Origin of the sequence: Ralstonia sp. Ralssp110, assembly GCF_047325135.1 — a bacterium.
In the GTDB taxonomy this organism is placed as follows: Bacteria; Pseudomonadota; Gammaproteobacteria; order Burkholderiales; family Burkholderiaceae; genus Ralstonia; species Ralstonia mojiangensis.
The window spans coordinates 1,674,034-1,693,469 of record NZ_CP168610.1 but is presented as its reverse complement, the minus strand read 5'-3'; the positions used below and the strand labels follow the sequence as shown (position 1 = coordinate 1,693,469).

The window sequence follows — 19,436 nt, the reverse complement described above, 5'->3', positions numbered from 1 at the left end:
GACACGGTGCCCACCGCAACTCAGACAGCAGCGACCGGCTTGGCCCCAGGGCCCGCGAGCCGCCGAGAGACATCGGCATCACCCTGCCCCAGGTCCATCGCATCTGCGCGTTCGGCGGTGGACAACTCGTCTGCGCGATAGCCCGTGCGGTTGAGCAGCACCAGCGTGCACGCCAGCGACACCAGCGCATACAGCGCCGACGACACCGCCACGCCCACGATATTGCCGCTGCTGTTGAGCATCCACTGCGCGAACACGGGCGTGCCGCCACCCACCACGAGCGAACACAGTTGATACGCCAGCGACAGGCCTGTATAGCGGATGCGCGTCGGGAACACGCGCGCCAGAATGCCGCCGATAGCACCGTAGAACATTGAATGCGGAATCGTTGCCAGGCACATGCCGAGCAGCGCAATCCAATACACCTTGGTCTCGATGGCAAAGAACATCACTGGCATGAGCAGGAACTCAGGCAGCACCATCAGGCAGATGGCTCGACGCATGTCCATGCGCGAAACCAGCCATGCACCGATTGGCTGCGTGATGAACTGGACCACCAACGCAATCGCGATGATGCCGAGGAAAGTGTCCTGCGCGTAGCCGAGTTCCTTCGTCGCCCATGCGAGCGCGAAATTGCTCTTCAGGTACGTCACGTGAATGAGCGGCAGCGTGCCTGCACTCAGCAGCACGAGGCCCCAGTGGTCACGCACCACGTCTTTGAGCGGCAATTTGACGGTCTTCTTCTGCGCCAGCACGCGCTTCATGTCATCCGACTCTTCCAGCTTCAGGCGGATGACCATGCCGACAATCACCAGCAGCGCCGACAGTAGGAACGGCACGCGCCAGCCCCACAGCATGAACTGCGGTGTCGGCAACGCGCTCAGGGCAAAGAACACCAGCGTCGCCAGCAGGTTGCCCGTGGGCGAACCCTGCTGGGCAAACGCCGAGTACAGAATGCTCTTGCGCTTGGGTGCGCTCTCGCTGGCGATCAGCACCGCGCCGCCCCACTCACCGCCCACCGCCACGCCCTGGATCACGCGCAGCACCACCAAGCCCACCGGCGCCCACATGCCAATCTGCGCATAGCCCGGGAGCAGGCCGATTCCCATCGTCGCCAAGCCCATCAGGATGAGCGTGATGATGAGTGTGGTCTTGCGGCCAATCTTGTCGCCCAGATGGCCAAAGATGATCCCGCCGATGGGCCGTGCCGCAAAGCCTGCCCACAGCGTGACGAACGACAGCAGTGTGGCGATGCCCGGGTCCAGCGTCTTGGAGAAGAACACCTTGCCGAAGACAAGTGCGGCAGCAAGGCCGTAGATGTAGAAGTCGTACCACTCGATGGTGGTGCCGATAAACGCGGCCACCGCAGCGCGGCGCGGTTGCAGGTTTGCGGCCGCGTCGGTCTGGGGCGCAGGCTGGTGAAGCATGTTTGTCTCCTTGGTGGTACTGCCGGTTTGGCGCAGCCTCTGCTGGGCTGACTGCCTTGTTGTGGTGAACCTGCTTTATTTCATTTCAGAACACCCGCCTGAAACAAGCGCTGACGGGTGTCTGCGTCAATGCCCAGCGACGCGAGCACGGCATCGGTATCAGCACCGAGTGCGGGCGGAGCGCTGCGATACGTTGCCGGCGTGCGCGACAGCTTGATGGGTGATCCAATCCCACGGTACGTCCCCAACTCGACCACCAGCTGCCGGTGCAGCGTATGCGGATGGCGCGCGACCACATCGACACTCAACACGGGCCCGCACGGTACGCCGCCATGGACCAGGTCTTGCGCAAGCGTCTCGCAGTCGAAGCCCGCCAGTTGTGCTTCCAGCGCGTGCTTCAGCTCCGCCCGATGCGCGCAGCGGCTACGGTTGTCGGCAAAGCGCGCGTCTTGCGCCAGTTCCGCCGCGCCGATATGCGCGCACAGCTTGGCGAACTGGCGATCGTTACCCACCGCCAGAAAGATCGGCTCGGTGCCAGTCTGGTAGCTGTCGTACGGCGCGATGTTCGGGTGCGCATTGCCGCTGCGCTGGGGTACCTTGCCCGAGCCGAAGTAGTTCGGCAGATGAGGATGCAGCAGCGATACGCCGCAGTCATACAACGCGATGTCGATCGATTGCCCGCGCCCGCTCTTCTCGCGCTCGGCCAGCGCAAGCAGGATGCCGGCGAGCGCGTTGAGCCCCGTCACCATGTCGACGATCGGCAAGCCGACGCGCATGGGGCCGCCGTCGCGTTCGCCGTTGACGCTCATCAGGCCGGCCATGGCCTGGATGGCGGCGTCGTAGCCGGGTAGCCCACCGAGCGGGCCGTCAGGGCCGAAGCCGGAAACGGCGCAGTGGATCAAGCGCGGAAAGCGCGGTTGCAGGTCGCGCTCGAAATCCATACCCCAGCGGGCGAGCGTGCCAGGCTTGAAGTTCTCGACCAGCACGTCGGCGTCCTCCAGCAATTGCCAGAGCACGGCGCGGCCCTCTTCGTTCGACAGGTCGACCGAGATACCGAGCTTGTTGCGGTTGACGCCGTTGAAGTACCAGGCGGTATCGCTTTCGTCGAAGGGCGGGCCCCAGGTGCGCGTCTCGTCGCCAACAGGTGGTTCGAGCTTGATAACCTGCGCGCCGTGATCGGCGAGTGCCTGCGTGCAATATGGGCCACCGAGCACGCGGCTCAGGTCGATGACCTTCAGGCCGTGCAATGCGCCGTGGATTGCGCTCATTGCGCGTCTCCTGTCGGCAAGGCCCGCACGGCGAGCGCAAATGACACCTCGCGCTGCTTGACGAGCGCATCGAGCAGCAATGCGTCATCGTTCTCGGGCAAGGCCAGCGGATCGACCGGCAGCAGTTTATGACGCAGCACCAGATGCGCAAGCGCCAGCCGGCGATGGTCCGGCGCCAGACGCACGCCTTCCACCGCCATGAAGATAGCCGTAGTGATGTGATACAGCGCAGAGCCGGCCTGACGCACCAGTTCGTCGCTGCCGTCTTCAGCCACTTTGCCGATTGCGCCGCATACGCGCTCAAGCGTGGCGCGCAGCAACTCATCGCTTTGCGGCGGCAGCGTGACGCCATCGAGCATGCCGATGAGATAAGCGCGCAACGGCTCCAACGCGCCTTCGCGCCTCACAGCGCGTGCAATGTCAAGCGCGACGATGTTGCTTGTACCTTCCCAGATAGAGCCCAGATGGGCGTCACGCACGAGGCGCGCATCGCTCCACTCTTCGATGTAGCCGGTGCCGCCGCGCACTTCCATCGCGTCTCCGGTTACGCGGCGCGCATCGCGGCACGCGCGGAACTTGATGAGCGGCGTCAGGATGCGCACACATTTGGCGGCTTGCGCGTCGCCTGCATCGGCCAGCGGCAGCAGTTGCGCGATCTGCATGAACATCGACCGCGCCTGCTCCGTCGGCAGCAGCATCTTCAAAAGCTGGCGCTGCATCAACGGCATGTCGATCAGCTTGCGGCCAAAGGCTTCACGGTTGCGCGCAATGTGCAACGCTTCGGTGCTGGCGCGGCGCATCAGTCCCGCAGCGCGCACGCCGTTCGACAGGCGCGACATGTTGATCATGTCGGCCATCTGGTGGAAGCCTCGGCCGATCTCGCCGATCAGGTATGCGGTGGCGCCCTCAAGCACGATCTCGCCGCTGGCCATCGAGCGGGTGCCTAGCTTGTCTTTCAGGCGGACGATGCGGTAGTGGTTGCGCGAGCCATCGCGCAGCGTCTTGGGCAACAGGAACAGTGCCAAACCGTTGATGCCGGATGGCGCCCCGTCTGGGCGGGCGAGCACCATGGCGAGATCGGCATCCGCGTTCGAGCAGAACCATTTGTCGCCGTACAGGCGCCACGTTTGCGTGCCGTCGGGTGCGGTTTCCAAGGCGGCACGCGTGGCGATGCGTGCGACGTCTGAACCGGCCGCCTGTTCAGTCATGAACATCGCGCCCTGGTACAGCACATCAAAGTCGCGCGAAGTCAGCATCGGCAGATAACGCGCCACCAACGCCGGATCGCCGAACTTGCGCAACGTGCGCGTGAGCGAATCCGTCATGCTGACGGGGCAGCACAGGCCGAACTCGGCCTGCACGAACAGATATGTGAGCGCGTATTTGACCAGCGGCGGCGGTGCATCGCCGGCATGGCTCATCGATGCGAGACCAAGCTCGGCATAGGCCACGCGTTCGAGCGCAATGTAATCGGGGTGCTTGTCGATGCTTTGCAAGGCTTCGCCGCGGCGGGTGCGGTGGCGAAGCTGCGGCGGATTGTGATCCGCGCTGATGGCCCAGGCGTCGAGTTCGTCCGAAGCGCGCTGGCCGAGCGACTTGAGCTGGGGCTCCAGCTCGCGGTATCGGGCGTCGCCCAGATACAGGCTCAAGAGACGCCCGAGGTCCGGATCGACGTGAAAGAAATTGATGCCCCGGCTGTCGGGGATATTTTGATGGCCGCTGGGATGGGTCGTAAGCGGCTCGCGGGCGATGTCGTTCATGCGGGGGCCTCGCTGTCTCCTGTTTTGTCCGGCCAGCATAGAAACGCCATCGATAATCGTCCAATACAGGTTTTATCCGGTACGATAAATATCTCTTATCGTTCAACTAGGCCGCCATGGACCTGAAACAGCTGCGCTACTTCGTTGCCGTGGCGGAAGAACTGCACTTCGGGCGTGCGGCGCAACGGCTGTTCATCTCGCAACCGGCGCTGAGTTTCGACATCCGCAAGTTCGAGGATCAACTGGGCGTGCAATTGCTCGCGCGCACCAACAAGAGCGTGGCGCTAACCAACGCCGGCCAAGTGCTATTGGACGAGGCCCGCAAGCTGTTGCAGCAAGCGGCGGAAGTCGAGCGCATCACGCAGCGCTCCGCGCACGGGCTGGCGGGCCGGCTTCGTGTCGGCTTTGTCAATTCGATGCTGTATCGCGGCCTGCCACGCGCGGTGGAGCGCTTCGAGGCCGATCACCCCGCCGTGGAGATCATCCTGCGCGAGATGAACACCGGCGAGCAGGTCCAGGCGATTCAGCGCCAGCAGATCGACCTGGGTTGCGCGTACTGGGGCACGTTTCCCGCCGAAGTCGTTTCCACGCCGATCTTCTCGGAACCTTTCGTCGCCTGCTTGCCCGCTGGCCACGCGCTGGCGCGTCGCAAGAGCGTGGGGCTGGACTCGCTTGCGCAAGAGCCGTTCATCCTCTTTCCACGCACCGTGTCGCCGCACTATCACGACCTGATCATCGCGCTGTGCGTAGATGCTGGCTTCAGCCCCGTGATTCGTCACGAGGCACGGCTGTGGCAAACGGTGGTGACGATGGTGGGGTTCAGCATGGGCGTGGCGCTGGTACCCAAGACGCTGCAGCACGCAGGCGACGCGCGCGTCAGCTTTGTTCCGCTGGCTGGCGGCAAAAAAGAATCGCCCGTGCTGTCATTGCGACGCACGGGCGATGCAGAGCCGGTAGCAAGCCGCTTTCTCGAGTACCTCGAAGCCGCTGCGCAAGAGAACGTGAAGCCTTGAGGGCTTAACTCACAGCGTCTTGCAGAGGAAGATCCGGCTCGTACCGGGCGGGTCGCAAGGGACCTCTCCAAACCGTACCCAGCCGTTGCGTTCGTAAAACTGTGGTGCCTGAAAGCTGATCGTATAGACCACCGCCGAGCGGCAACCGCGGCGGCGGCCCTCTTCTTCAAACCTGCGCAACACCTCGGTGCCAATGCCCATGCCGCGCAACGTCTCGGGCAGATGGAACAGATCGAGAAACAGCAACCCCAGCGATGTCCGCCCGCTCGCGCCGCCCACCACGTCGCCGCTCTGCGGATCGCGGACCAGCACCGCTAGCGGTTGCCTGTCGCCATAGCCGACGTGTTGATCGTTGAAGTGGTTCAACCCTTTGCCGATGACCTGGATCGATTCATCATCCGCCGCGTCGGTGACGATGATTTCTGGAGCATGCATACCGGCCCTACTGTGTTCGGGCCGGCAGGCTGACGGGGCTCGACTGCGCTGGCGGACGCATATGCGGCATCATGTTCGCGTTCAGGTGGTACATCACCCAGAGCGAACCGCTGAGCGTAATGACCACAAGCACCAGCGTGAACATCAGCGACAGCATGTTCCAGCCGCCCTCGGACTTGGCGTTCATGTGCAGGAAGTAAATCATGTGCACCACGATCTGCACCGCGCCGATGAGCAGAATCGCCACCGCCGTGGTCGATGATCTGTCGAAGACGTTCCCCATCACCAGCCAGAACGGAATTGCCGTCAGGAAGACGGACAGCACAAAACCCGTCAGGTAGCCGCCCAGCGTGGCGTGAGGCCCGATCTCTTCTTCGTGGTGACGACCATCGTGGGTATCACCGTGGCCGTTCATCGTTTGATCTTGCGCGCTCATGGCAGCGTTCCCATCAGGTAGACGAAGGTAAAGACGCCGATCCAGACAACGTCCAGAAAGTGCCAGAACATCGACAGGCACATCAGCCGGCGCTTGTTGGCTGTGATCAGCCCGTGCTTTGACACCTGCAGCATCAGCACGATCAACCAGATCAGGCCAAACGTTACGTGCAGCCCGTGCGTGCCGACCAGCGAGAAGAACGAGGTCAGGAACGCGCTGCGCGTCGGCCCCGCGCCCTCGTGTATCAGGTGCGCAAATTCGTAAAGTTCCACCGCAAGAAACGCAGCCCCGAAGGCCCACGTGATGGCCAGCCAGATCTGCATGGCGGAGACCTTGTTCTGCTGCATCTGCAACATCGCAAAGCCGTAGGTGATGGACGACAGCAGAAGGAACGATGTGTTGAGCGCCACCAGTGGCAGCTCGAACAGCTCTGCCCCGGTGGGCCCGCCTGCATACTCGCGGCCCAGCACGCCATACGCGGCAAATAGGCACGCAAATATCAGGCAGTCGCTCATCAGGTACAGCCAGAACCCGAGCAGCGTGCCATTTGGCACATGCGGTTCTTCGGTGACGTGGAACTGGTAGCCGCCCGGCGGTACGTCATCTACCGTGGTGGTACCCGTAGGGCCGGTCACATGCAGAGGTGCGGTCGTGTCAGCCATGGCCTGCCATCAGTTGGGTGCGCGATGCTTCGGTCCGGATCACCTCTTCCGTCGGGATGTAGTAATCGCGCTTGTAGTTGAAGGTGTGAATGATTGCCGAGACGATCGTGGCCCCGAATGACAGGATGGCCAGCCACCAGATATGCCAGATCAGCGCAAAGCCGCACACCGTGGACAGCCCCGCGAGCACGATCCCTGCGGCGGTGCCCTTGGGCATGTGAATGGGCTTGAAGCCCTCCTGCGGACGCCGGTAGCCGTACTGCTTCATCTGCCACCAGGCATCGGCGTCATGTACGAGCGGCGTGAACGCGAAGTTGTACTGCGGCGGCGGTGACGAGGTCGACCACTCCAGCGTGCGGCCGTTCCAGGGGTCGCCGGTCGTATCGCGCAGTTCCTCGCGGCGCCGGAAGCTGACCACAAGCTGGATCAGGAAGCAGGCGATGCCGATGGCGATCAGCAGCGCGCCAAAGGCGGCGATCTGGAACCAGATCTGCAACGACGCATCGTCGAAATGGTTCATGCGGCGTGTCACGCCAAGCATGCCAAGCCAGTACAGCGGCATGAACGCGAAATAGAAGCCGACAAACCAAAACCAGAACGAAGCCTTGCCCCACGACGACACGAGGCGGTAGCCAAATGCCTTGGGGAACCAGTAGGTGATGCCTGCCATGAGACCGAACAGCACACCGCCAATGATCACGTTGTGGAAGTGTGCGATCAGGAACAGGCTGTTGTGCAGCGAGAAATCCGCGGGCGGCACCGCCAGCAACACGCCGGTCATGCCGCCCACCACGAAGGTGACCATGAACCCGATAGTCCACAGCATCGGCGGCTCGAAGCGGATCTTGCCGTGATACATCGTGAACAGCCAGTTGAAGATTTTGGCCCCGGTCGGGATCGAGATGATCATCGTCGTGATCCCGAAGAACGAGTTGACGCTGGCGCCCGACCCCATGGTGAAGAAGTGATGGAGCCAGACCAGGTAAGACAGCACGGTGATCACGACCGTTGCGTACACCATCGACGCGTAGCCGAACAGACGCTTTCGGCAGAACGTGGCCACCACTTCCGAGAAGATGCCGAACGCGGGCAGCACCAGGATGTAGACCTCGGGATGGCCCCAGATCCAGATCAGGTTCACATACATCATCGCGCTGCCGCCCTGCTCGACCGTAAAGAAATGGGTGCCGACATAGCGGTCCAATGCGAGCAGCGTCACGGCGGCCGTCAGCACTGGAAACGCTGCAACGATCAGCGCGTTGGTGCACAGCGCCGTCCACGTGAAGATCGGCATGCGCATCAGCGTCATGCCGGGCGCACGCATCTTGACGATGGTGACCAGCAAGTTGATGCCTGATAGCACGGTCCCAACGCCCGCTATCTGCAACGCCCATATGTAGTAATCGACGCCCACGTCGGGGCTTGCAAGGATGCCGGAAAGCGGCGGATAGGCCAGCCAGCCGGTGCGGGCGAATTCGCCCACGAACAACGACATCATCACCAGGACGGCACCGCCCGTGGTCATCCAGAAACTGAAGTTGTTGAGGAACGGAAACGCCACGTCGCGCGCGCCAATCTGCAACGGCATGACAAAGTTCATCAGCCCCGTCACCAGCGGCATGGCCACGAAGAAGATCATGATCACGCCGTGCGCGGTGAAGATCTGGTCGTAGTGATGCGGCGGCAAGTAGCCGAGGTTGTCGCCAAACGCCACCGCTTGCTGGATCCGCATCATGACGGCATCGGCAAAGCCGCGCAGCAGCATCACGATGCCCAGCACGACGTACATGATGCCGATCTTCTTGTGGTCGATGCTGGTGAACCATTCACGCCAGAGGTAGCCCCAGACGCGGAAGTACGTCAGCGCTCCAACCACCACAAGGCCGCCAAGCGCGACGACCGCAAAGGTAGCGAGCAGGATGGGCTCGTGATACGGAATGGCCTCCCACGTCAGGCGGCCAAAGATCATGTTGGCGAGTTCGGAACGCTCGGGCATGGATGTCACCTGGGCCTGTATTGACCAATTCTGGCCGATCAATGTTGGCGAAAAACGTCAAAGGGACTGAAAGAGCTGAAAAGCGCAAAGGGCCGGAACGACTCAGGGCCCTCGGCTACCGCAACAGCCTTCGACCATCGTTGATGGCCGCATCCGGCGCAAACATCGGCATGGCATCGGCCGTATTGCTGGCGGTACAGATTTCCGCCGACGGGTCGAAGCGCCTTACGTTGCGGTTGCTCGCCATGGTGTCTGCCAGGCATGCCTGGCCATCCACACAGCGGTTCAGGATGCGGTCATAAAGGTCTGGCGCCACGCTGGCGTAGCGCTGCACGGGCTCGCTCTCGCTGGGCTTGGCCAGCTTCAGATAAGTGTCCTTCGACAACGGCGTGCCCGACGACTTGACCTGCTGGACCCACCGATCGAATTCTTCGTTAGACAGCCCATGGAACTTGAACCGCATGTGCGAAAAGCCTGCGCCGCTGTAGTTGGAAGAGAACCCGTCATACACGCCGGGCCGGTTGATCACCGCATGAAGCTTCGTTTCCATGCCCGGCATCGCATAGACCATGCCTGCCAGCGACGGCACGAAGAACGCGTTCATGACCGTGGTGGCCGTAATCCGGAACGCAATCGGGCGGTCGACGGGCGCAGCCAGCTCGTTGACAGTGGCAATGCCTTGCTCGGGATAGACGAACAGCCACTTCCAGTCCATTGCCACCACTTCCACGGTGAGTGGCTTGGTCTCGGCAGGCACCGGACGATTCTGATCCAGCCGCGTTAGCGGCCGATACGGATCCAGTTGATGGGTGCTGACCCAGGTGATGGCGCCCAGCGTGATGATGATCAGCAGCGGCGCGGCCCAGATGGCCAGCTCCAGCACGGTGGAATGGTCCCAATCGGGGTTGTAGTTCGCGTTTTCAGCGCTTTCCCGATATCGCCACGCAAACAGCAGCGTGAGAAAGATCACGGGCACGATGATCAGCAACATCAGGCATGTCGCAATGATGATCAAGTCCCGCTGTCGTACCGCCATGTCGCCAGCCGGCGACAACAGCACGGCGTGGCTACAACCTGTAAGGGTCACCAACAAGGCAATTGCTGCACCTCGCCAAAGCGACCTTCCCGTAATTCCAAGGGGTGTCACTACTGCATTGAAGCGTGGCATGGGTCTCGGAAGTGGCGTTTGGTTAACGTCGCGCTGGGATGGCCCAACGATCTTTCGACTTGTCGTTGCAGTTTAGGCGCTATTCTGGTCTTGTGATGACGGACTTTTAGATCGCCGTACGACACCCCCCTCCCCCGAAATCTCGATGGAGACTCCACGATGGCAAGTCTGACCCACCAGCATCGCGCGTCGCCCACTGCACCTCCGGCACCAGGTCACCATGACGTTGCACCGGCAGAGATCGCCATAGGCGTCGTGATCGGGCGAGCGTCGGAGTACTTCGACTTTTTCGTCTATGGCATTGCCTCGGTGCTGGTTTTCCCTACCGTGTACTTTCCGTTTGCGAGTGAACTGGCTGGGCTGTTGTTCAGCTTCACGGTGTTCTCGTTCGCCTTTATCGGCCGCCCATTCGGCACGGCGCTATTCATGCGCATCCAGCGCCGATGGGGGCGCAGCACCAAGCTGACGGCATCGCTGTTCCTGCTTGGCACGGCCACGGTGGGCATTGCGTTCTTGCCGTCGTATGCGTCGATCGGCCATTCGGCAATCTATCTGCTGGCACTGTTCCGCTTCATGCAGGGCATCGCCTTTGGCGGTTCGTGGGACGGCCTGCCATCGCTGCTTGCATTGAACGCACCGGAGAACAAGCGCGGCTGGTACGCCATGGTTGGGCAACTGGGTGCCCCCACCGGCTTCATCATTGCAGGCGCGCTGTTCCTGTTCCTCTACACCAGCCTGAACTTTCAGGAATTTATCGAGTGGGGCTGGCGCTATCCCTTCTACGTCGCCTTCGCCATCAACGTGGTGGCGCTGTTTGCGCGGCTGCGGTTGGTGGTCACGCACGAATACACGCAACTGCTTGAGGAAGAAGATCTGGAACCCATCAGCACTCTGCAGATGGTGAACGCCCAGGGTTTCAATATCTTCCTGGGCGCCTTTGCTGCATTGGCAAGCTACGCGCTATTCCACCTGGTCACCGTGTTTCCGCTGTCATGGGTGTCGCTGCGCAAGACACAGACGGTGCCTGCCGTGCTGACCGTCCAGATCATCGGCGCAGCGATTGCGTTTGTGGGTACGCTGGTCTCCGGCCTGATCGCAGACCGTTTCGGCCGACGCACCACCTTGGCGGCCATGGCCGTGCTGATCGGCATCTTCAGCCTGGCCGCGCCGTGGCTGCTCGATGGCGGTGTTGCTGGGCAGGACATTTTCATTCTGGTCGGCTTTGGCCTGCTGGGGCTGTCCTATGGCCAGGCGGCTGGCGTGGTGACGTCCAACTTCGAAAGTCGATTCCGCTACACCGGTGCTGCGCTGACGACCGATTTTGGATGGCTGTTCGGTGCGGCATTCGCGCCGCTCGTGGCGCTAGGCCTGTCGTCGCTATTCGGGCTCGGTGCGGTGAGCCTGTATCTGCTCTCAGGCGTGGTTGGGACGCTGGTGGCGCTGCGGATCAATAAGGCGCTCGGAACGCCAGACTCGTAGACTCGCCGCCCAGGAACCCGCATGACCGTCAAACGTATGGACAACGTCGGCATCGTTGTCGCCGACGTCGATGCTGCCGTGGAGTTTTTCACCGAACTCGGCCTCGAACTCGAAGGGCGCGCCCCATCGAGGGGGACTGGGCGGATGGCGTCACGGGATTGCCCGGCATGCGCGTTGAGATCGCCATGATGCGCACGCCGGACGGTCATAGCCGCGTGGAGATTTCCCGCTTTCTGAACCCGCCCGTGGTCGCCGATCATCGCGTCGCGCCTGTCAACGCACTCGGTTATCTGCGGATCATGTTCACCGTCGACGACATCGACGGTACGCTCGCCCGGCTCGAGAAACGCGGCGCCACCATTGTCGGGGACGTCGTCCAATATGGCGACGTCTATCGGTTGTGCTACATCAGGGGCCCAGAGGGAATACTTCTCGGGCTCGCCGAGCAACTGGGCACGTAACGCCTGGCCGCCGGGCACGCCAGCTGCTACCAATCCGCAGTGCGCAAGGGCGCATTTTCAAAGGAGCGGATCATGAACAAGGACCAAGTGAAAGGTACTGTCGAGAAAATGAAGGGCAAGGTCAACGAGGCCGTGGGTAAAGCGACGAACAATCCTGCGCGGGAATTGAAGGGCGACCTTCAGCAGGCTGGCGGCCAAGCGCGCAAGGATGAGGGAGACGTCAAGGAAGCAGCGAAGGATATTGCGAAGAAGTCCCGCTAACTGGCGTGCGCGTGGGCGCGGGACGCTGGCGCTGATGCGCATGACCAAGAAAAAAGGGCGACGAGTTGGTCGCCCTTTTTTCTTGGCTCGCAGGGGGCCGGATATGCTGCCCTCGCACGCGCAACGGCTCAAGGTCGCCCCCAAAGATGGGGGCAAATCGAGTGTAAATCTGGCAAGAGAACGGTTAGATTTTTAATGACCTAAAAATCTAAATCGTTGATCTTCAAAGGAGTTTTGGTGCGAGGGAGGGGACTCGAACCCCTACACCATTGCTGGCGTCAGGACCTAAACCTGGTGCGTCTACCAATTTCGCCACCCTCGCCGGATGGATCGCGGCGCCCCTAGCTAGGGCGCCGGAAAGGAAGCCCGCGATTATATCGCAGTCGGCCGGGGGTTTCCATCCCCCACCCCGCATGGCGTGGTAGAGGGGTTGGAGTCCCCTCCCTCGCACCTGCTCCAAGAACGCAAACGTCAGGCTGCGGGCGCCGCCGCCTGCGCCTCGGGCCGCTTGACGCGGAACCACGCCGCATACAGCGCCGGCAGGAACAGCAGCGTCAACACCGTGGCGATGATCAGGCCACCCATGATGGCGGCCGCCATCGGCCCCCAGAACACGCTGCGCGACAGCGGAATCATTGCCAGCACCGCCGCCGCAGCGGTCAGGATGATGGGCCGGAAGCGCCGCACGGCCGCCTCGACAATGGCATTCCACGTCGGCACGCCGGCCGCCACGTCCTGCTCGATCTGGTCCACCAGAATGACCGAGTTGCGAATGATCATCCCGATCAGCGCGGTAATGCCGAGTTGCGCAACAAAGCCCATCGGCGCACGCAGCAGCAGCAACGTGGCTGCCGCGCCAATCAGCCCCAGCGGCCCGGTCAGGAACACCATCACCGAGCGCGAGAAGCTGTGCAGCTGCAGCATCAACAGCGTGAAGATGATGAAGATGCACAGCGGCATCTGCGCAGCGATGGACGCACCCGCGTTGGCACTCTCCTCTTCCGCGCCGGCAATCTTGATCTGATAGTCCGGCGGCAAGTCGGCGCGAATCTTGTCGAGCAGCGGGTTGATCTGCGCTGTCACGGTCGGGCCTTGCACGCCGTCCACCACGTCGGATTGCACGGTGATGCCGTAGTCGCGGTTCTCACGCCAGATCACGCCGGGCTCCCACGCGAAGCCCACACGCGCCACCTGGGTCAGCGGGACCGTACGGCCGCTGCTGGTCGGCACCTGCACGCGCTGCAAGGCGTCGAGCGTATTGCGCTCGTCCTCCTGCGGACGCATCACGATGTCGAGCAGCTTGTCGCCGTCTCGGTACTGGGCGATGGGCGCGCCAGACATCACCGTCTGCGTGACCTGCGAGATGGACCCCGTCGACACACCCAGCGCGCGCGCCTTGTCCTGGTCGATGTCCAGGCGCAGCACCTTGACGTTTTCGTTCCAGTTGTCGTTCACGCCCACCGTATTTGGGTTGGCGCTCATGATGGCCTTGACCTGATCGGCAATCTTGCGCACGCCGCCAATGTCCGGGCCCATCACGCGGAACTGCACCGGATACGGCACCGGCGGCCCATTCGGCAGCAGCTTCACGCGGCCACGCAGATGCGGGAATTGCGACTTCAGCAGCCCGATGACGTGTTGCCGCACACCCTCGCGCGCCTCCAGCGAAGTGGGCATCACGATGGCCTGCGCCACGTTGGTCTGCGGAAGAATCTGGTCCAGCGGCAGATAGAACCGCGGCGCGCCGGAGCCGATGAACAGCGTCACGCTGTCAACGTTCTGCTCCTTGCGCATCAGCGCCTCAAAGCGTTTCGCTTCGGCTTCGGTCTGGTTGAAGCTGGAGCCCTCCGGCAACCACAGCTCCACCATCAGCTCGGGGCGGCTGGAATCGGGGAAGAACTGCTTCTCGACATACTTGAAGCCGAACACGCCAAGACCGAATGCCACCAGCGTGATCACGATCACCGTCTTGCGATACTCCACGCACCAGTTCACCCAGCCGCGGAAGCGGTTGTAGAACGGCGTGTCGAACAGCTCGTGATGGCCACCGCCTTCCACATGCGATTTGGTCCGCAGCAGCAGGAAGCCGAGATACGGCACAAACACCACTGCGGCAAACCACGAGAGCACCAGCGCCAATGCCGTCACGGCAAAGATGCCGAACGTGTATTCACCCACCGTCGAACGCGCGAGTCCCACCGGAAGGAACCCCGTGGCGGTGATCAGCGTGCCGGTCAGCATCGGCATGGCGGTCGAGGTGTACGCGAAGGTGGCCGCCTCCATCTTGGAGAAGCCCTCTTCCAGCTTGCGCACCATCATTTCCACCGCGATGATCGCGTCGTCCACCAGCAGACCCAGGGCGATGATCAGCGCACCGAGCGAAATCTTGTGCAGCCCGATGTCGAAGATGTTCATGAACAGGAACGTCACCGCCAGCACCAGCGGGATCGTCAGGCCCACCACCAGGCCCGGCCACACGTCAATGCGCAGCTTCGGCTTGGTGTGCAGACCCAGCGAGAGGAAACTCACGCCCAGCACGATCACCACGGCCTCGATCAGCACATGCACGAACTCGCCCACCGAACTCTGCACCGATTTCGGCTGGTTCTGCACCTGCTGCATCTCGATGCCCATCGGCAGCTTCGCGCGGATCTTGTCAACCGTCGCGCGCAAGTCCTTGCCAAGCTGAATGATGTCGCCGCCCTTGGTCATCGAGATGCCCAGGCCGATCACCTCCTTGCCGTTGAATCGCATCTTGGCGTGCGGCGGGTCGACGTAGCCGTGCTTGACCGTGGCGATGTCGCCCAGGCGGATGTTTGTCGTGCCGCCAGGGCCGCGCAGCGTCAGGTTCTCCAGATCGCGGATGTCCGAGAACTGGCCCGACAGGCGGATCTGCACGTTGTCGGTCGGCGTGACCAGCACGCCGCTGGGGCCGATGTTGTTCTGCTGGCTGATCTGCGTGGCGATGCTGTTGATGTCCATCCCCATCTGCGCCAGCTTGGCCTGCTGGAACTCGATGTAGATCTTTTCGTCCTGGTCGCCCAGCAATTCGACCTTGGCGACATTGGGCACGCGCAGCAATTGCTGGCGAATCGCATCGGCGTAGTCGTTGAGCTGCCGGTATGTAAAGCCATCGGCGGACAGCGCATAGATCGAGCCATACACGTCGCCGAAATCATCATTGAAGTACGGCCCGCGCACGCCTTGCGGCAACGTGGGCGCGATATCGCCCACTTTCTTGCGCACGGTGTACCAAAGCTGCTGCGTTTCCTTGGCAGGCGACGTGTCGGCCAGTTGGAAGGTCACGAGCGTTTCGCCTGGCTTGGAGTAGCTGCGGATCTTCCAGGCGTACGGCACTTCCTGCAGCGCCTTCTCGATCTTGTCGGTCACCTGGCGCGACATCTGCTCGGCCGTGGCGCCGGGCCAGAAAGCCTGCACGACCATCGCGCGGAAGGTGAAAGGCGGATCTTCATCCTGCCCCAGTTTGGAATACGCAAAGATGCCGCCGAGCAACAGCGCCACCAGCAAGAAGCGCGTGAGCGGTTGATGTTCAAGCGCCCAGCGTGACAGGTTGAAACGGGAATGTTCCATACGCGCGAAGGTTGGCGTGTTGGGGCGGGAGCCGGATGCGGCTTACCGGCGCGGCGTGATGGCGGACTGCGCCGACGGCTGATCGGCCGGCGCCATCGGCATCACCTTCTGGCCGGCCTTGAGCAGGTGCACGCCAGCGGTCACGATGGTCTGGCCGGGCTGGAGCCCACTCGTCACCAGCAGCACGTTGTCGCGCGGCGCGCCCACCGTCACCGGCACGGGCTTTACCGTTTGCGATGCGGCGTCGTACAGCCACACCACGTTCTTGCCTTGATCCTGCAACAGCGCGCTGATCGGCACGCGTACGCCCATGCCGCCGCTGTCTGCGCCACCGCCGGGCCGCACAAACGTGGCCACTGCCGTCATGCCGAGTCTCAGTTCAGGCGGCGGATTCGGTACCGAAATCTTCACGGTGTACGTGCGCGTGAGCGGGTCGGCCGCCGGTGCAATCTCGCGCACCTTGGCCGGAATGCTGCGCGACTGGTCGGCCCACAACTTGACGCTTACCTCGGGCGATTTGCGCAGCGTATCGACCTGATCCTCGGGAATACCGACCACGACTTCCTTCTCGGCCGTCTGAGCCACACGCACGACCGGCTGACCGGCCGACACCACCTGCCCGACTTCGGCATCGACGCCCGTCACCACGCCATCGGCGTCGGCTTCAAGCGTGGCATATCCGGCTTGGTTCACCTGGTTGCGATAGCCGGCCCCGGCTTGCTCGTAGCGAGCCTGGGCGGCGTCATAGTTGGCTTGATGGCGCTGCTGTTCGGCCGCGCTGATGAAGCCCTTGGCGAACAGCTCGGAATAGCGTTTGAGATCCGCCGCAGCCAGATCGCGGTCGGTCTTGGCGGCGGACAACTGCGCCTGCGACGATTGCTGGGCGAGGGCCAGATCAGTCGGGTCGAGCCGCGCGAGCACCTGGCCTTTCTTGACGGTGGCGCCCACATCCACCAGGCGGGCGACGATTTTGCCCGGCACGCGGAAGCCCAGGCGCGATTCAATGCGGGGGCGCACGTCGCCTGAGAACTCCGCCGTGCCGGCGCCCTGCTCGCTGGTGACCGTCATGGTGCGCACAGGGCGCACTTCGGGCGCCTTGGGCGCCTCCTTGCTGCAGCCGGCCAGCAGTGCCGCGCCAATCAACAAGGCGGCCGATGCCGTCATCGGCAATGAACGCGTGCGCGGCCGAGACCGCGTGTCGGAGAAACCGGTGGAGTCGGAATGCGGGTACGGCAAACGCAACGCTGGCATGACACGCTCTCAGTAAATAACTGACCGGTCAGTAATATACCCACGGCAATGCGCAGGGTCAACGACACGGCCGCGTCTGATTGACTTTTCTTGGCACCTGCTCAAGCAAGGCTTTGCGGCATGCTGCGCTGCAACGCGCTGTAGAATGGCCGCCCTGCTTCAAATCTCAACACGACGGCCCTTCCGTGACCCCCGACGACTACTGCGCCGACAAGGCCGCACCGCCCGGCAGCGACGTGTACTACAGCGTATTGTTTCTGGCGCCCGAACGCCGCCGCGCGACCATCGCCCTGGAAGCCGTGCGCCGCGAGCTGGAAGACGCCGTGCGCGATGCGAGCGATCCGGCGGTCGTGCAATCAAAGCTGCAGTGGTGGCGGCAAGAGCTGGCGCGGCTGTTTGACGGCCGCCCCGAGCACCCGGCGGCCAAGGCATTGCTGCCGCATCTGGCCCGCTACGATATCGGCGCCGTGCATCTGGGCGAATTGCTGGCCGGCGTCGAGGCCGATGCCATGCAGAACCGCTATCTGGATTGGCCCAATCTGCGCCGCCACGGCGATCAGGTGGCTGGCGTGGCAGGTCGGCTGACGGCTCGCATTGCCGGACAGGCGCATGCGCGCACGCTTGAATTCGCGCGGCTGATGGCGCTGACCGAACAGCTTGTCCACTTCATCCGGAACCTGGGCGAAGACGTGCGGCACAACCGCATCTACATCCCCGTGGATGAGCTGCAGCGCTTCAACGTCCCGGCCGCCGATCTGTTCAACCGCCGATATGCAGAAGGCTTCAAGCCGTTGATGACCTTTCAGGCCGAGCGCGCCCGGGCAACGTACAAGGAAGCGCTCGCCGCGCTGCCAGCCGAAGATCGCCGCGCCCAGCGCTCGGCACTGATTCGCGGCGTGCTCGCCATGCGCCTGCTTGACGAAGTGGAAGCGGACGGCTTCCAGGTGCTCACGCAGCGCACGGACCTGACGCCGCTGCGCAAGCTGTGGCTGGCCTGGAAGACGCAGATCCGCGGTTGATCAGGCTTTGATGAGATCCAGCGGCGCAAACCGTCCCGCCAGCACCGGCTGCGAATCCATCCCCCACCAGCGCTCCAGCACCGTGGCATAAAGCGAGCGGAAATCGACCGACGGGTCGAGATTGCCACCGCCGTCCAGGCGTTCAAGCACCGGCCCCTGCCCGGCCAGTCCGCCCTTCACGCGGCCGCCGGCCACGAAATGCGCGGCAGCCGTGCCGTGATCCGTCCCGTTGTTCAGGTTCTCGCGCGGGCGGCGGCCAAACTCGGAATACGTGACGATCAGCGTGTCATTCCAGCGGCCCAGCTCCGTCAATGCGCTCTTGAGCGAAGCCACGCCTTCGCCCAACTGCCGCAGCAGGTTCGCCTGCGTGCCCTGCTGGTTGGTATGGGTATCAAAACTGCCGAGCGACAGGCACACCACGGCAACATCCGCACCGCCATGGCCCGGCGCTGCCACCACCTGCATCGCCGCCTTGATCGAGTTGCCGAACCCGCCATCGGGAAAGTGCGTCTGGAACGCAAACTTGCCGGACTTTGGACGCAGCCCGTCGGCGGCTTTGACAATGTCTGCCTCGACTTTCAGCACGTGTGCGAGCGTCGCATTGCCCATCGCGTGCGAAGGCATCGCCAGCTTGGCTTCATTGAGGAACGCATCGGGATTTGCCAGCGCCACGGCACGTGCGCCGCCGTCGAGGGGGCCAAGATCAGCGCTGCCGATGATCACGCCATCGGCACCGAACGATGGCGGCACGGGCTTCGCGGCAAATGCACGCGTCAGCCAGCCTTCGCGCAGGTATTGGTCGGAGCGCGAGGCCGTATCCCAGATCTCGATCGAGCGAAAGTGCGAGAGATTCGGCTGCGGATACGACAACCCCTGCACGACCGACAATTCACCCGCCTGCCACAGCGGCATCATTGCCTGCAAAGACGGATGCAGCCCGTAGCGGTCATCCAGTTGCAGCACCTGCTCCCGCTTGACGGCGATGCGCGGCCGCAGCGCGTAGTACTGCGCGCTTGTGTACGGCACCACGGTGTTCAGCCCGTCGTTGCCGCCCTTGAGTTCGATGAGGATGAGCAGGTTGCCATAGCCCTTGCGCTTGTCCTGCCCTTGCGCAAAGACAATCCCCGGTACTGCGCCACCCATGCCGAGCATGGCGCCTGCCTTCAGAAAATCGCGACGTTCCATGATGTGTGCTCCTGCGGCGGTGGC

15 protein-coding genes, 1 tRNA gene and 1 pseudogene are annotated in these 19,436 nt (G+C 62.9%); 5 read left to right on the top strand and 12 right to left on the bottom strand.

Annotation, left to right across the window (positions count from 1 at the left end):
• Positions 1-20 precede the first annotated feature (20 nt).
• The 3 genes from ACEN9T_RS16835 to ACEN9T_RS16825 form a co-directional block, all read right to left on the bottom strand.
• Entirely contained in the window at positions 21-1,427 is a 1,407-nt protein-coding gene (locus ACEN9T_RS16835) for an MFS transporter (protein ID WP_413708354.1), read from the bottom strand.
• Positions 1,428-1,507: 80 nt separating this feature from the next.
• Entirely contained in the window at positions 1,508-2,695 is a 1,188-nt protein-coding gene (locus tag ACEN9T_RS16830) for a CaiB/BaiF CoA transferase family protein (RefSeq protein WP_413708353.1), read from the bottom strand.
• Entirely contained in the window at positions 2,692-4,455 is a 1,764-nt protein-coding gene (locus ACEN9T_RS16825; protein ID WP_413708352.1) for an acyl-CoA dehydrogenase family protein, read from the bottom strand. The genes ACEN9T_RS16830 and ACEN9T_RS16825 overlap by 4 nt, the downstream gene beginning before the upstream one ends.
• Positions 4,456-4,571: 116 nt before the next feature.
• Between ACEN9T_RS16825 and ACEN9T_RS16820 the strand changes: the two genes are divergently transcribed.
• Positions 4,572-5,468 (top strand): LysR family transcriptional regulator, encoded by an 897-nt coding sequence (locus ACEN9T_RS16820; protein ID WP_413708351.1) that lies wholly within the window; start codon positions 4,572-4,574, stop codon positions 5,466-5,468.
• A gap of 9 nt (positions 5,469-5,477) precedes the next feature.
• On the opposite strand, the gene ACEN9T_RS16815 is transcribed toward ACEN9T_RS16820, so the two are convergent.
• The 5 genes from ACEN9T_RS16815 to cyoA all read right to left on the bottom strand — a co-directional run bounded on the left by ACEN9T_RS16815 (position 5,478) and on the right by cyoA (position 10,165).
• Positions 5,478-5,903, bottom strand: coding sequence for a GNAT family N-acetyltransferase (locus ACEN9T_RS16815; RefSeq protein WP_092970216.1), 426 nt, complete (start codon positions 5,901-5,903; stop codon positions 5,478-5,480).
• A 7-nt stretch (positions 5,904-5,910) separates the two neighbouring features.
• Positions 5,911-6,339, bottom strand: coding sequence for a cytochrome o ubiquinol oxidase subunit IV (cyoD, locus tag ACEN9T_RS16810; protein ID WP_413708350.1), 429 nt, complete (start codon positions 6,337-6,339; stop codon positions 5,911-5,913).
• Positions 6,336-7,001 (bottom strand): cytochrome o ubiquinol oxidase subunit III, encoded by a 666-nt coding sequence (cyoC, locus tag ACEN9T_RS16805; RefSeq protein ID WP_092970212.1) that lies wholly within the window; start codon positions 6,999-7,001, stop codon positions 6,336-6,338. Before cyoC ends, cyoD begins: the two co-directional genes overlap by 4 nt.
• Complete coding sequence (gene cyoB, locus ACEN9T_RS16800; protein WP_413708349.1) at positions 6,994-8,997, bottom strand: cytochrome o ubiquinol oxidase subunit I; 2,004 nt, start codon at positions 8,995-8,997, stop codon at positions 6,994-6,996. Before cyoB ends, cyoC begins: the two co-directional genes overlap by 8 nt.
• A gap of 115 nt (positions 8,998-9,112) precedes the next feature.
• The gene (gene cyoA / locus ACEN9T_RS16795) at positions 9,113-10,165 is read right to left on the bottom strand and encodes a ubiquinol oxidase subunit II (protein WP_413708348.1); all 1,053 of its coding nucleotides are present in this window, start codon (positions 10,163-10,165) and stop codon (positions 9,113-9,115) included.
• A gap of 159 nt (positions 10,166-10,324) precedes the next feature.
• On the opposite strand from cyoA, the gene ACEN9T_RS16790 reads away from it, so the two are divergent.
• From ACEN9T_RS16790 to ACEN9T_RS16780, 3 genes and pseudogenes are all read left to right on the top strand, one after another.
• Positions 10,325-11,644: an MFS transporter gene (locus tag ACEN9T_RS16790; RefSeq protein ID WP_413708347.1), complete on the top strand. Its 1,320-nt coding sequence runs from the start codon at positions 10,325-10,327 to the stop codon at positions 11,642-11,644.
• A gap of 21 nt (positions 11,645-11,665) precedes the next feature.
• Positions 11,666-12,105, top strand: a pseudogene (locus tag ACEN9T_RS16785) (VOC family protein).
• A gap of 72 nt (positions 12,106-12,177) precedes the next feature.
• Positions 12,178-12,366: a CsbD family protein gene (locus ACEN9T_RS16780; protein ID WP_413708346.1), complete on the top strand. Its 189-nt coding sequence runs from the start codon at positions 12,178-12,180 to the stop codon at positions 12,364-12,366.
• Between the two features lie 235 nt (positions 12,367-12,601).
• On the opposite strand, the gene ACEN9T_RS16775 is transcribed toward ACEN9T_RS16780, so the two are convergent.
• The 3 genes from ACEN9T_RS16775 to ACEN9T_RS16765 form a co-directional block, all read right to left on the bottom strand.
• Positions 12,602-12,688: transfer RNA gene (locus tag ACEN9T_RS16775), tRNA-Leu, on the bottom strand.
• A 149-nt stretch (positions 12,689-12,837) separates the two neighbouring features.
• On the bottom strand, positions 12,838-15,957 hold the full coding sequence (locus ACEN9T_RS16770; protein WP_092970202.1) for an efflux RND transporter permease subunit: 3,120 nt from the start codon (positions 15,955-15,957) through the stop codon (positions 12,838-12,840).
• Positions 15,958-15,999: 42 nt separating this feature from the next.
• Positions 16,000-17,208: an efflux RND transporter periplasmic adaptor subunit gene (locus tag ACEN9T_RS16765; RefSeq protein ID WP_413708345.1), complete on the bottom strand. Its 1,209-nt coding sequence runs from the start codon at positions 17,206-17,208 to the stop codon at positions 16,000-16,002.
• 185 nt (positions 17,209-17,393) lie between these two features.
• Here ACEN9T_RS16765 and hpnD point away from each other — a divergent pair, with 185 nt between their 5' ends.
• Positions 17,394-18,227 carry a presqualene diphosphate synthase HpnD gene (hpnD, locus tag ACEN9T_RS16760; RefSeq protein WP_413708344.1) on the top strand — a complete coding sequence of 278 codons (834 nt, stop codon included), beginning with the start codon at positions 17,394-17,396 and terminating at the stop codon, positions 18,225-18,227.
• On the opposite strand, the gene ACEN9T_RS16755 is transcribed toward hpnD, so the two are convergent.
• Entirely contained in the window at positions 18,228-19,412 is a 1,185-nt protein-coding gene (locus tag ACEN9T_RS16755; RefSeq protein WP_092970198.1) for a DUF1501 domain-containing protein, read from the bottom strand.
• Positions 19,413-19,436: the final 24 nt, after the last annotated feature.

What these genes read in the sequence shown, in the direction of transcription:
- cyoD (WP_413708350.1), bottom strand. Translation starts at nt 6,339, where the DNA reads ATGAGCGCGCAAGATCAAACGATGAACGGCCACGGTGATACCCACGAT.
- ACEN9T_RS16835 (WP_413708354.1), bottom strand. Translation starts at nt 1,427, where the DNA reads ATGCTTCACCAGCCTGCGCCCCAGACCGACGCGGCCGCAAACCTGCAA.
- ACEN9T_RS16765 (WP_413708345.1), bottom strand. Translation starts at nt 17,208, where the DNA reads ATGCCAGCGTTGCGTTTGCCGTACCCGCATTCCGACTCCACCGGTTTC.
- ACEN9T_RS16755 (WP_092970198.1), bottom strand. Translation starts at nt 19,412, where the DNA reads ATGGAACGTCGCGATTTTCTGAAGGCAGGCGCCATGCTCGGCATGGGT.
- ACEN9T_RS16825 (WP_413708352.1), bottom strand. Translation starts at nt 4,455, where the DNA reads ATGAACGACATCGCCCGCGAGCCGCTTACGACCCATCCCAGCGGCCAT.
- cyoC (WP_092970212.1), bottom strand. Translation starts at nt 7,001, where the DNA reads ATGGCTGACACGACCGCACCTCTGCATGTGACCGGCCCTACGGGTACC.
- ACEN9T_RS16780 (WP_413708346.1), top strand. Translation starts at nt 12,178, where the DNA reads ATGAACAAGGACCAAGTGAAAGGTACTGTCGAGAAAATGAAGGGCAAG.
- cyoB (WP_413708349.1), bottom strand. Translation starts at nt 8,997, where the DNA reads ATGCCCGAGCGTTCCGAACTCGCCAACATGATCTTTGGCCGCCTGACG.
- ACEN9T_RS16770 (WP_092970202.1), bottom strand. Translation starts at nt 15,957, where the DNA reads ATGGAACATTCCCGTTTCAACCTGTCACGCTGGGCGCTTGAACATCAA.
- ACEN9T_RS16790 (WP_413708347.1), top strand. Translation starts at nt 10,325, where the DNA reads ATGGCAAGTCTGACCCACCAGCATCGCGCGTCGCCCACTGCACCTCCG.
- ACEN9T_RS16820 (WP_413708351.1), top strand. Translation starts at nt 4,572, where the DNA reads ATGGACCTGAAACAGCTGCGCTACTTCGTTGCCGTGGCGGAAGAACTG.
- ACEN9T_RS16815 (WP_092970216.1), bottom strand. Translation starts at nt 5,903, where the DNA reads ATGCATGCTCCAGAAATCATCGTCACCGACGCGGCGGATGATGAATCG.
- ACEN9T_RS16830 (WP_413708353.1), bottom strand. Translation starts at nt 2,695, where the DNA reads ATGAGCGCAATCCACGGCGCATTGCACGGCCTGAAGGTCATCGACCTG.
- cyoA (WP_413708348.1), bottom strand. Translation starts at nt 10,165, where the DNA reads ATGCCACGCTTCAATGCAGTAGTGACACCCCTTGGAATTACGGGAAGG.